The following is a 12,124-nucleotide window of genomic DNA, read 5'->3' on the forward strand; positions in this document are numbered from 1 at the left end:
TTTTCGCTCAGCCTCTCTATGCACGCATGTTAGCGTGTGTCAACTCGGTGCAGGTCGCGCGTGATGCGCAAAGCTGATTTCCAGCATGAAAAAAGCCTGCACGCTTGGGAGCGGGCAGGCTTGTGAGCGGGGTGGCCATGGCGGTGTCTGCATCAAGGCAGAGCAGGCGTGGCCAGGCTCCCATCAGTCGCGCAGCAGGTCGTTGATGCTGGTCTTGGAGCGGGTCTGTGCATCCACGCGCTTGACGATGATGGCGGCATACATGGAGTAGTCCTTGCCATCCTTGGTCTGCTTGGGGATGTTGCCGCTGACCACCACCGATCCGCTGGGCACGCGGCCGTAGGTGATTTCGCCGGTTTCGCGGTTGAACAGAGGGGTGGACTGGCCGATGTACACGCCCATGCCGAGAACGGAGTTTTCTTCCACGATCACGCCTTCGACGACTTCGGAGCGGGCGCCGATGAAGCAGTTGTCTTCGATGATGGTGGGGTTGGCTTGCAGGGGCTCGAGCACGCCGCCCAGGCCCACGCCGCCGGACAGGTGCACGTTCTTGCCGACTTGAGCGCAGGAGCCCACGGTGGCCCAGGTGTCGACCATGGTGCCTTCGTCCACATAGGCGCCGATGTTCACATAGGAAGGCATCAGGATGGCGCCCTTGGCGATGAAGGAGCCGCGACGAGCCACGGCAGGAGGCACCACGCGCACGCCGGTGGCGGCGATCTCAGCCTCGCTCATGCCTTCGAACTTGGTGGGTACCTTGTCGAAGAAGTTCAGGGCGCCGCCGTTGATCAGCGCATTGTCCTTGAGACGGAAGGACAGCAGCACGGCCTTCTTGATCCACTGGTGCACGGTCCACTGGCCCACGCCTTCGCGGCTGGCCACGCGCAGCTTGCCGTCATTGAGTTCGGCAATCACGTGCTCCACGGCATCCACCACTTCCTTGGGGGCGGCGGAAGGCGAAATAGTGGCACGGTTGTCCCAGGCGTTGTCGATGATGGATTGCAGTTGTTGCGTCATGATGTTTTCGGTCAAAGATCGAAAGTTGAGGTGAATCGTTGAGTCATAAAGGCCTGCACCGGGCAGGCCCTGGGGTGGAAATCAGCGTATGCGCGACTCGATGAACCGGGCAATGCGCTGAGCTGCTTCAAGGCATTCTGCCGTCTCGGCCACCAGAGCCATGCGAATGCGGTTGGCTCCGGGGTTGAAGCCATGGGCCTCACGTGCCAGATAGCTTCCCGGCAAAACCGTCACGCCTGTATGAATATACAGCTCCTTGGCGAATTGTGCATCATCCATACCCAATTGCGGCGGAATGCCGGCCCAGAGGTAGAAGCTGGCATCGGGCAGCTTCACATCCATGACCCTGGACAGCACGGGCGTGACCTGGGCAAACTTCTCGCGGTAGAGACGGCGATTTTCCTGCACATGGGCCTCGTCACCCCAGGCGGCAATCGATGCCGTCTGGACCACGGGGCTCATGGCACCGCCGTGATAGGTGCGGTAGAGCAGGAAGGACTTGAGCAGGGCCGCATCGCCTGCCACAAAGCCGCTGCGCAGTCCGGGCACATTGCTGCGCTTGGACAGGCTGGTGAACATCACCAGATTCTTGAAATCATGGCGACCGAGCTTTTGTGCCGCTTCCAGGCCGCCCAGCGGAGCTTCCTCCTGGAAGTAGATCTCGCTGTAGCACTCGTCGCTGGCAATCACAAAGCCATGCTTGTCGGACAGGGCGAACAGCTTCTCCCATTCGCCCAGTGGCATCACGGCGCCCGTGGGGTTGCCGGGAGAGCAGACAAAAATCATCTGCGTGTTCTGCCATACATCCTCGGGCACGGCATCCCAGTTCACGGCGAAGTTGCGCGCGGCATCACTGGCGGCGTAATAGGGTGTGGCCCCGGCCAGCAGCGTTGCACCTTCGTAGATTTGATAGAAGGGATTGGGGCAGATGACGCGCGCACCGGCTCGGGTGCTGTCCACCACCACCTGGGTAAAGGCAAACAGGGCTTCACGCGAGCCATTGACGGGCAGAACCTGGGTCGCTGCATCGAGTTCTACGCCATAGCGCCGGTTGGCCCATTGCGCACAGGCCTGGCGCAGCGCTGGCAGACCGGCGGTGGCGGGGTAAACGGACAGGCCCTGGAGTTCGCTGCTCAGTGCTTTTTCAATGAACGCCGGCGTGGCGTGGCGCGGCTCTCCGATGCCCAGGCTGATGGGGCGCAGGCCCTCGGGCGGCTGGGCAGAGGCAAACAGTTGGCGAAGGCGTTCAAACGGATAAGGCTGTAAGCGCGAGAGCAGGGGATTCATAGTGACACATTATGGGCTGATGCCATTTTCGCATGAGAAAACAGTGCTCATGGTTTCGATTTTGCGGGTTTGCAGGCACCGTAAATTGCAATTTGTTACGTAAGCTGGATGACAGAGCAAAGGGCTACCGTGAGCAGGCTGCAAGCTCAGCAAACGAAGTCGACCACAAAAAACGAATGGAGACAGGCAATGCAAAAGCGCATCTTGCCCGACAAAAAAAACCGCGTACGAATGAGGAATTCCGGATGGCTGTGCTTGGGGTTGCCATGGCTGCTGGCCGGGCCTGTTTTGCCCGTGCTGGGCCTGAGCGGAACATGGCAGCTGGGCTGGTTGCTGCTGTGGATCATGGGAGTGCTGTTGTGGGTCGGTGCTCTTCACAAGAGCTGGCAGCAGCAGTGGCAGGACATGCAGCTGGCGCTGGAAAAAGTCGCCCATGGCGACCTGAGTATGAGCGCTGCCAAAGGGGCGCAAGCGGCTGCGGCGACATCGGGCCTGACCGAGTCCATGGTGCATGCGTTGTCGGCCATGGTGGCCGATGTGCGCAGCAACGCGGCCCTGGTGGCCCAGGCTGGACAGGGCATGGTCAAGGACCACCAGGCCCTGTCTGAACGAACCGAGATGCAGGCGAGCAATCTCGCGCAGACGGTGGTCAGTGTCGAGCAGCTCAGCGCAGCGGTTCAGCACAGCGCCGAGGTGAGCAAGGCGGCCCATGGTCGTGCCGACGGCGTGCGCTCGGCCGCCGATCAGGGCGCCCAAGCCATGCAGCATGCCGTGCAGTCGGTGGAGCTGATCGAGCGCAATGCCGGGCGCATGCGGGAAATCATTGGGGTGATAGACGGCATTGCCTTTCAGACCAATATTCTGGCCCTCAATGCGGCCGTGGAGGCCGCCAGGGCCGGTGAGCAGGGGCGCGGCTTTGCCGTCGTGGCCAGCGAGGTGCGTACGCTGGCGCAGCGCAGCGCCGAAGCTGCCAAGGAGATACGCCAGCTGATCGGCGAGACAGTGCAGCAGGTGAGCCAGAGCACGCAGCTGCTGCGCAACGCCGTCGAGCAGACTCAAGGGGTGACGAGGGCCATCCATGATGTGGTCAGTCATATGGGGACGCTCTCGGACTCGGCCAGCAGCCAGAGCACGGGGCTTCAGGAAATCAGCAATGCCGTGCACCAGATCGATGAAATCACCCAGCACAATGCCCAGATGGTCGGTCAGGCGCTGCAGCAGGCCCGCGAGCTGCAGCTGCGTGCCCAGCACCTGTCGGACGCCGTGTCGCGCTTCAGATTGCAGCAGGGCACGGCCGAGGAGGCCGTGGCCCTGGTGCAGGCAACCATGCGGCAAGCCAAAAGCTCGTCCAGTGTCGCCAGCCTGCTGCAGACCGTGACCGATCCTGAGCAGCCATTCCACGACCGCGACATGTATGTGTTCGCTCTGTCCTCGGAAGGGGAGTACCGTGCCTTCGGCGGCAATCCCGCCAAGGTGGGGCTGCGCGTGCAGGATGTGCCCGGCATCGACGGCGACAGCCTGATGGCCGACATCATGGCTCAGGCCGAGTTGCGCCCGGGCTGGGTCGAGTATGACTACATCAACCCCAGCAACCAGCAGGTGCAGACCAAGATGTCCTATGTCTGCAAGCATGCAGGCCTGTACTGGGGCTGCGGCGTCTACAAAAGCCTGGTCAGCGTCTAGTGAGACCCGGGGGAGAGCTTTGCAGCCCCAGGAGATGCTATTGAATCAAGAGCTGCTGGCGCTTTTTTGCATAAGCGATAGCGGCTTATTCAGTATCAATTCTGGGCGCGCTGAGCCTTGGCCTTGGCCAGAATGGCGGCAATCGCAGCCTTTTTGTCGGGTGCTGGCGCTGCCGTCGTGACGGCCTGAGCACCGGCTTCTGCCGCAGGAGGCTGTGCCGTGGTGCGCACCGGCGCATTGGCCTTGCGACCCGTGCGCTGCAGATGCACTCCATAGCGGTGGCGGGCATGCTCGGCCTGGGCGGCGCTCCAGGCTGACCAGCCCGTGGCCTCGGCACTGGCATTGACCAGCTCTATGCAATCGACCGGACAGACGGGAATGCACAGCTCGCAGCCCGTGCAATGCTCGGCACTCACGGAGTGCATGCGCTTGTTGGCACCCAGAATCGCGTCGGTGGGACAGGCCTTGATGCACAACGTGCAGCCTATGCACCAGGCTTCGTCGATCAGGGCCAGGGTGCGCGGGGTTTCGATGCCATTTGCGGCGTTGAGCGGCAACTCCGGCCTGCCGGTGATGGACGCCAGGCGGCGCACGCCTTCCTGGCCACCGGGTGGGCATTGATTGATGGCGGCTTCTCCGCTAGCAATGGCCTTGGCATAGGACGCGCAATCGGGATAACCGCAGCGCGTGCACTGTGTCTGGGGCAGGGCTGCATCGATGTTCGCAGCCAGTGCTTGAAGCGAAGAGGCTGCGGACATGGATGAGTTCATTCTGGTCTGGCGAGCCTTTACGCCCTGGCGCGGTGGGGGCCGCGTCCTTTCTGGGCAGGGGCGCTATTTTGAACTGTTTTCAGGGTCTTGGCAGACTTGTCGGCATGGGCCTCGTTGCTTTCCAGCTCGGCACCGTCGTCACTGACGCTGCTCAGATGGCCTGCGGCGCTGGCGGCTGTCGCGCTTGCGGGCTGGTGGGACAGGATGAAGTCGCGCACCTGCGGGTAGACGGTCTTGCGCCAGCGGCTGCCGCTGAAGATGCCGTAATGGCCTGCACCTTGGACTTCGATATGCTGGCGCGCCTCGGCAGCGATGCCGGCACACAGATCATGGGCGGCGCGGGTCTGGCCTGCGCCCGAGATATCGTCGAGCTCGCCTTCCACGGTCAGCAAGGCTGTGTGGCGGATATCCTGAGGACGCACCAGCTCGGGCTGGCCCTGCTCGTTTTTGACTTCCCAGGTGCCCTTGACCAGCTTGTACTCCTGAAACACGGTGGCGATGGTCTCCAGATAGTAGTCGGCATCCATGTCCAGCACGGCGTTGTACTCGTCATAGAACTTGCGGTGGTGCTCGGCGCTGGCCTCGTCACCCTTGATCAGATCCTTGAAATAGTCGTAATGGCTGTTGGCATGGCGGTCGGGATTCATGGCCACAAAGCCCGAGTACTGCAAAAAGCCAGGGTAGACGCGGCGGCCGGCACCGGGGTAATTGTTCGGTACCTCGTAGATGACGTTGTTCTCGAACCATTCGTAGCTGCGGGTTTCGGCCAGGTTGTTGACGGCCGTCGGTGAGCGGCGCGCATCAATAGGGCCGCCCATCATGGTCATGGACAGCGGCGTCACCTCGCCACGGCTGGCCATCAGCGAGACGGCCGCCAGCACGGGCACCGTGGGCTGGCAGACGCTGACCACATGACACTGACCATAGCGCCCTTGCAGATAGCGAATGAATTCCTGCACATAGTTCACATAGTCGTCCAGATGGAACTCGCCTTCGGACAGCGGCACGGTGCGGGCATTTTTCCAGTCGGTGATATAGACCTTGTGGCCTCCGAGCATGCTTTGCACGGTGTCGCGCAGCAAGGTGGCATAGTGGCCCGAGAGGGGGGCAACGATCAGCACCACGGGCTGGCTGAGCATGAGATCCAGTGTTTCTGGATCGTCGGAAAAGCGCTTGAAGCGGCGCAGCTCACAAAACGGCTTGTCGACCTCCACCCGCTCGCGGATGGTGACATCCACGCCGTTGACTTCGACGTTATGCAGATCGAATTCGGGCTTTTCGTAGTCCTTGCCCAAACGGTACATGAGGTTGAAGCCCGCTGCCATGCGCTGGGCCAGTGGCACCTGGCTGAAGACCGAGTGGGGGTTGTTGTAGAACTTGGAGGCGGCTTGGGCAAAGTCTGCAAAGGGCTCAACCATTGCGCGCTGCATTTCGTAGATCTGATAGAGCATGGGACGCACTTCTGCGGGTTATGTTGCAGTGCAATATAACAGCAGAGTTTGACATGCGAAGTAGTGAATTCCCTTCAAACCGCGCAACTGCGGGGATTGCGCAACGCATGCCGGACTTGACCGCGCTTGAAAGTAAAAAAGCTGACCGAAGCCAGCTTTTTCATGCAGCGTCAAAGCATCTGCTCTGCGGGTTCCGGCAGGATCTCGTTCGGCTTGGTGCGGGCCAGCTTCATGACCTCGTGCGCAGGCAGGGTCTTGAGACGGTGATCGCTCCAGACCTGGCGCCAGCGGCGCGCACCGGCGAGGCCGTTGCGCAGCCCCAGCATATGCCGGGCAATCGAATACCAGTGCGTTCCATGCTCGCGCGCTTCGCGTTCCATATACAGCACCATCTGCTCTTCGATCTGCTCGCGCGTACGCTCTCTGCTCTCATCCTGATAGTAAAGAACATCCCAGGACGCCATCCACCAGGGGTTGTGGTAGGCCTCGCGGCCCACCATGACGCCATCGACCTGCTGCAATTGCTGCTGTACCACGTCATCGGTCTTGATGCCGCCGTTGACAGCGATGGTCAGGCCCGGAAAGTCACGCTTGAGTTGTGCGACGACTTCGTAGCGCAGCGGCGGGATTTCACGGTTTTCCTTGGGGGAGAGGCCTTTGAGCCAGGCGTTGCGGGCATGAACCACAAACACCTGGCAGCCTGCATCGGCAACGGTGCCGACGAAGTCGCGCACAAAATCGTAGCTTTCGATCTTGTCGATGCCGATTCGGTGCTTGACAGTGACGGGCACGGACACCACATCGGCCATGGCCTTGACGCAATCGGCTACCAGTGCGGCCTCGTTCATCAGGCAGGCGCCGAAAGCCCCACGCTGAACGCGCTCGCTGGGGCAGCCGCAGTTGAGATTGATCTCGTCATAGCCCCATTGCTCGCCCAGGCGTGCACTGTGCGCCAGATCTGCTGGCTCCGAGCCACCCAATTGCAATGCCACGGGGTGCTCTTCGGCCTCAAACCGTAGATGACGAGCCACGTCGCCATGCACCAGAGCTCCGGTCGTCACCATTTCGGTGTAGAGCAGGGTGTGCTGGCTGAGCAGGCGGTGGAAGTAGCGGCAATGCTTGTCTGTCCAGTCCATCATCGGCGCCACGCTCATGCGCCACATGCTATGTGATTGATTTTGTTGAATATTTTTAGAGTCTTGAGCTGTCATTTTTGCTCATGTGCACGAAAAGGTGCACACGGAATGCACACGGGGGGCTTTAAAAGTGCAAAATCGCGGCATATCTCACTGCACACGATTGCACACGCATGGCAACATTTTCTCTCTTACCGTCCGGCAAGTGGCGGGCTCAAGTCCGAAGGGCCGGAATCTCTAGGGGTGCTACCTTCGCAACTAAGCGCGAGGCACGCGAATGGGCTACGGCCATCGAGGCTCAAGCGAACCACATTGCAGCAGGAGGCTTTGCCCCTGTCCCCAAGACTGTGACTGTAGGGGACTTGATCGACAAGTATAGGGAATCGACCACTGACAAGGTGGGCAAGACAAAGACCGCCACGCTGGAAATGCTCAAGCGTGAGCTGGGCAAGGGCAAACTGGCGAACCTCAATGCGGTGGTGCTGCGTGACTTTATCGACCGCCGCCAGAAAGCCGGGGCCGGTGGCGTGACGATCGCCGCTGATCTGTCTTTCCTGTCAGCCGTTCTTAAATGGGGACGCCATGCCCGTCAGCTAGACATTCCTGAGCGGCTGGCGCTGGAAGCCCGCGCCAGTCTGGTGCATCGTGGGCTAAAGACACGCGGCCAAGAGCGTGACCGGGAGCCGACAGACCAAGAGCTAGACGCTATCTATGCGCTGTGGGCCGGTATGACCCGCCAGAAAATCCCCATGGAGACTATCTGCCGCTTTGCCCTAGCAACAGGTATGCGACAGGGCGAAATCACACGGCTAGAGGTTGAGGATGTGGACACCGCCGCCAAGACCGTGGTGATACGTGACCGCAAAGACCCAAAGAACAAGTACGGCAACAATCAGACCGTGCCGCTGCTGCCCGCTGCGTGGGCCATCGTTGAGCCGCTCATTCAGGAAAAAGGCACGGGTTTCCTGTTTCCGTATGACGAGCGCAGCGTCTCGGCGTCATTTACGAGGGCCTGCCAAGCCCTAGACATTGAGGACTTGCATTTTCACGACCTGCGCCACCGCGCCGCTGCTGAGTTCTTCCGCATGGGGCTGGGCATCCCACAGGTGGCGCTGCTGACGGGCCATAAGACATGGCAGATGTTGCGCCGCTATACGGCTATCAAGCCAGAGGATGTGCACAACGCTATCAAGAAGGGGGAAGTGTGATGTCTTTGGAAAAGGGCAAGCGATATACGAAACGAATTGAGAACGCCAACGGTTCCACGCCGATAGATCCAGACGTTTTTCACCAGTTCAGGGGCTCCACTGCGAGGTATAGAGAGTGGGCAATCCGGTATTTGAAGAAACATGATATTGACGCTGAGGCTTTTGCATCTGCTGCACGCATGGCTGGCCATCTGGATGAGGGGGCGGCATTGCGTGAGCATGTCCAATGCCTTAAAGGTGTGGAGATAGATAGCGGGGTATGGATGGCGGCAAGAGTTTTCCAGCTTTGCAGCCGGATTGATGTGTTTATGAAGTCCCCCGAGTTGTTTAGACCGGGTGAGGGGTTCCAAGACATCTTTGAACTCGGTCGTATGAGCATGATTGCACGGGTGTATCAGATTGATGAGGAAGTCACAGCGAAGCGAGTTGAACCTTCCGCAAAAAGCCGAGCCGTACCGGCTGATGTTGTCGCACATTGGCGGCATTTATTTGCTACAGACTTCGCCGGGAAAAGCAAGACACGGGCAGCCGAACTGATTAAAAGGAGAGAGCGGAACAAGTGGGGCGTCCGCACAATTCGGGAGAAACTTTAAAAAGTTGGCGGCTCAATTTGTCCCGCCAACCAAAAAAATTACCTTTGGCCCATCGCTAACACAAACGGTAAATAAGCCGGAAAGGATGGGCACATGAGCCAACAAGACTTGGAATGGTTGCGCGCAATGGCAGCGCGCTTGGACTGCTTCATTGAAGAAGATTTTCAGATGCTGGCCGGAGCCACACGCAACACCGTGGAGGCTTGGCGTAAACGCGGACAGGGGCCTGCCTACATCCTGCTGGGCAATCGCTATCTCTACAGCCGCCAAGCAGTAGCAGACCACTTGGCTACGCTCACACGTACCCGCAGCAGCTTGGGTAAGGAGGCGATTCTGTGAATGCACGCTTGCCCGTTACCGACCTGCCGCCCGCGCTCCATGGCTTCACGGCTTTCGATCAGTGGGTGAACTGCCGCCTGACCCCCATGCCGGGGGGCAAGTTGAAGAAAGAGCCAATAGGACGCAGTGGGATAAAGATAGACCTGACTGACCCTGCGCATTGGATGTCCTACGGGGAAGCCGCTGCGACTGGCCGCCCGCTGGGCTTCGTGTTCACTGATGCAGACCCTTTTTTCTTCCTCGACATTGATAACGCACTACAGCCGGACGGCTCTTGGTCTGCACTTGCCCAAGGCATGTGCGACAAGCTCAAAGGCTGCGCTGTGGAAGTATCCAGCAGCGGCAAGGGCCTGCACATTTTCGGTGTTGGTTCTGTGGCTGACCACATCAAGCGTCGCGATGACCTCGGCCTAGAGTTCTACACGCGTGGCCGATTCGTAGCTCTGACCGGCAACATGCTCACGCCTGGCGGCTCTGTGTTCCACGCGCCGCCCGAGCTGGCAGCGCTGGTGGCGGAATACTTCCCGCCCAGCCAGCACCAAGCCGCTACAGACTGGACGGACGGCCCGTGTGACGGGTGGGGTGGCCCCACGGACGACGACGAGCTCGTGCGCCGTGCGAGTCGCCACATATCCGCCGCGTCAGCCTTTGCGGGCCGCGCTACGTTTGCCGACCTGTGGGCGGGCAATGCCGAGGCGCTGGCCGAGTCGTACCCCAGCAGCACGAGCGCCTATGACGGCAGCAGCGCCGATGCCGCGCTGTGTGCACACCTCGCGTGGTGGACAGGCAAGGACTGCGAGCGTATGGCCCGCCTGTTGCGTGCTTCTGGGCTGGCACGCGATAAGCACGACCGCGAGGACTACGTGCAGCGCACAGTGTTGCGGGCCTGTGGGCTGGTGACGGATGTGCTGAGGGATAAAACCAAGACCGATAAGGAATCGGCAAGCCCTTCAGCCTATGACTCAAAAAAACTAATGTCAGGAGAGATTGTCATGGTCAAAGGCAGTGAACTACGGCCTAAGCCGGTGCATTGGCTCTGGAAAGATTGGCTTGCCAAGGGAAAATTTCACATCCTTGCAGGTGCTCCAGGTCAAGGCAAAACGACCATTGCGCTATCCATGGCCGCGACTATTAGCAGTGGTGGCAAGTGGCCTGACGGCACTAGCTGCGTGGCGGGCGATGTGATTATCTGGAGTGGTGAGGATGACCCAGCCGATACATTGCAGCCCCGCCTCAAAGCCTCTGGTGCAAACCTCGAACGCTGTTACTTTATTAAAGGGATGACGGAGGACGGGCAAGTCGTGCCTTTTGACCCGGCGAAGCACATCAGCGCGTTGAGTGCTGCGCTTGCCAAGACCGGCAATCCTTCGCTACTTATCGTTGACCCCGTTGTAAATGCAGTGACGGGTGACAGTCACAAAAACACAGAGGTGCGCCGCGCCTTGCAGCCTTTGCAAGAGCTGGGGGAGAGGATTGGCTGTGCGGTGCTAGGAATTACGCACTTGTCAAAAGGCGGGCAAGGGGGGGATCTGGCTTCACGTGTTGTGGGCAGTATCGCCTTCACGGCATTGGCGCGCATCGTGATGATCGCAGCTAAGACAGACAGGGATGATGGCGATGTGCGCATACTGGCCCGAAGTAAATCGAATATTGGCCCAGATACAGGTGGGTTTGAGTACCGCTTAGAACAGGCTGAACCATTCCCAGAAATTCACGCTTCCTATGTTGCTTGGGGAGATGCGCAGATGGGTACGGCCAACGACTTGATTAACGGGCCAAGCGATAAAGAAGAGTCGCAGGCTGAAGCGGATTGTGTTTTGCTGCAAGACGTTCTGCGCGGCAAGGATTGGGTCAATAAGGCGGAGATTGAATCGGTGCTTCGGCCAATAGTCGGCACGACAAACAGGCTGCGCAGTGTGTTCAGGTTCGCACTGAAAAATAAGCACGTTGGGCAGCGCAAAGAACCTGTGAAAAACGGGCCTTGGCAATATCGTCTTATTACAACTTCAACAGATTCAACCCCTTCACCATCTTCAACTTGTTCAACAAGTTCACATCTTAAAAATTGAATCCTAATTGTGAAGGTGTCGAAGAAGTTGAAGATGTGAACGTGTTGAAGGTGTTTAGCCAGCTACTAGGGAATCAGGGCTTAAATCCCCATTTGTTTTCAAAGTCTCTTTCCATTCGTTCACAAGCACTTGCAGCAAAGCGAGACGCATCTGGGGATAGGCTCTTTCTGCGTTGCTCGCTCCAGCAGTAATCAATTGTTGCTCGTGATTCTGCACGGCTTTTGGCATCAGGCGTATTGCCAACAATGGTGCCAAAAATCATAACTGCTACGAATAGTAGAAAAGCAATAGCTAGGAACCACTTAATGATTTTCCAAAATTTTCCTTTTGCAATTGGAGCCCCGCAATTAATGCAATTTTTGGCTGTGCTGCTTATTTCTCGATTGCACTCTGGGCAACTAATCATGGTCATTTAATTCTCCTCCTTGAAAATAATTGGTGGTTCATTTTAGGTAATGAGCGGTAAATATTTCGTCAATTGCATTTTTCATTATTCAAATCAAGAATTCATGCATTGTCTTCGATGAGAAGTCAGTAATCAATTCAGCCCTGTAAATCTTGGGGCAAACAC

10 protein-coding genes and 2 pseudogenes are annotated in these 12,124 nt (G+C 58.7%); 6 read left to right on the forward strand and 6 right to left on the reverse strand.

From position 1 onward, the window contains the following. Positions 1-183: 183 nt before the first annotated feature. On the reverse strand, positions 184-1,017 hold the full coding sequence (dapD, locus tag ACWGXF_RS16340; RefSeq protein WP_003065004.1) for a 2,3,4,5-tetrahydropyridine-2,6-dicarboxylate N-succinyltransferase: 834 nt from the start codon (positions 1,015-1,017) through the stop codon (positions 184-186). A gap of 81 nt (positions 1,018-1,098) precedes the next feature. Beyond that, a complete protein-coding gene (gene dapC, locus ACWGXF_RS16345) occupies positions 1,099-2,304 on the reverse strand; it encodes a succinyldiaminopimelate transaminase (protein ID WP_452102113.1) in 1,206 nt (401 codons plus the stop codon). Positions 2,305-2,922: 618 nt separating this feature from the next. On the opposite strand from dapC, the pseudogene ACWGXF_RS16350 reads away from it, so the two are divergent. Continuing rightward, positions 2,923-3,426: pseudogene (locus ACWGXF_RS16350) on the forward strand (methyl-accepting chemotaxis protein); the annotation flags it as partial. 165 nt (positions 3,427-3,591) lie between these two features. Further along, positions 3,592-3,987 (forward strand): annotated as a pseudogene (locus ACWGXF_RS16355) (cache domain-containing protein); the annotation flags it as partial. Between the two features lie 95 nt (positions 3,988-4,082). Here the strand turns inward: ACWGXF_RS16355 and ACWGXF_RS16360 are convergent. The 3 genes from ACWGXF_RS16360 to dusA form a co-directional block, all read right to left on the reverse strand. Further along, on the reverse strand, positions 4,083-4,745 hold the full coding sequence (locus tag ACWGXF_RS16360; protein WP_452102114.1) for an RnfABCDGE type electron transport complex subunit B: 663 nt from the start codon (positions 4,743-4,745) through the stop codon (positions 4,083-4,085). Positions 4,746-4,774: 29 nt separating this feature from the next. Further along, positions 4,775-6,208 (reverse strand): polyhydroxyalkanoate depolymerase, encoded by a 1,434-nt coding sequence (locus ACWGXF_RS16365; protein ID WP_039050807.1) that lies wholly within the window; start codon positions 6,206-6,208, stop codon positions 4,775-4,777. A 170-nt stretch (positions 6,209-6,378) separates the two neighbouring features. Next, positions 6,379-7,419: a tRNA dihydrouridine(20/20a) synthase DusA gene (gene dusA, locus ACWGXF_RS16370; RefSeq protein ID WP_452102115.1), complete on the reverse strand. Its 1,041-nt coding sequence runs from the start codon at positions 7,417-7,419 to the stop codon at positions 6,379-6,381. 287 nt (positions 7,420-7,706) lie between these two features. Here dusA and ACWGXF_RS16375 point away from each other — a divergent pair, with 287 nt between their 5' ends. The 4 genes from ACWGXF_RS16375 to ACWGXF_RS16390 all read left to right on the forward strand — a co-directional run bounded on the left by ACWGXF_RS16375 (position 7,707) and on the right by ACWGXF_RS16390 (position 11,553). Beyond that, positions 7,707-8,552, forward strand: coding sequence for a site-specific integrase (locus ACWGXF_RS16375; RefSeq protein ID WP_452102116.1), 846 nt, complete (start codon positions 7,707-7,709; stop codon positions 8,550-8,552). Continuing rightward, positions 8,552-9,145 carry a hypothetical protein gene (locus ACWGXF_RS16380; RefSeq protein WP_452102117.1) on the forward strand — a complete coding sequence of 198 codons (594 nt, stop codon included), beginning with the start codon at positions 8,552-8,554 and terminating at the stop codon, positions 9,143-9,145. The genes ACWGXF_RS16375 and ACWGXF_RS16380 overlap by 1 nt, the downstream gene beginning before the upstream one ends. A gap of 93 nt (positions 9,146-9,238) precedes the next feature. Then, positions 9,239-9,484: a hypothetical protein gene (locus ACWGXF_RS16385; protein ID WP_452102118.1), complete on the forward strand. Its 246-nt coding sequence runs from the start codon at positions 9,239-9,241 to the stop codon at positions 9,482-9,484. Continuing rightward, positions 9,481-11,553, forward strand: coding sequence for a phage NrS-1 polymerase family protein (locus ACWGXF_RS16390; protein ID WP_452102119.1), 2,073 nt, complete (start codon positions 9,481-9,483; stop codon positions 11,551-11,553). The genes ACWGXF_RS16385 and ACWGXF_RS16390 overlap by 4 nt, the downstream gene beginning before the upstream one ends. A 73-nt stretch (positions 11,554-11,626) precedes the next feature. Here the strand turns inward: ACWGXF_RS16390 and ACWGXF_RS16395 are convergent, their stop codons facing one another. After that, on the reverse strand, positions 11,627-11,965 hold the full coding sequence (locus ACWGXF_RS16395) for a hypothetical protein (RefSeq protein ID WP_452102120.1): 339 nt from the start codon (positions 11,963-11,965) through the stop codon (positions 11,627-11,629). Positions 11,966-12,124: the final 159 nt, after the last annotated feature.

Source organism: Comamonas sp. HJ-2 (assembly GCF_053615495.1).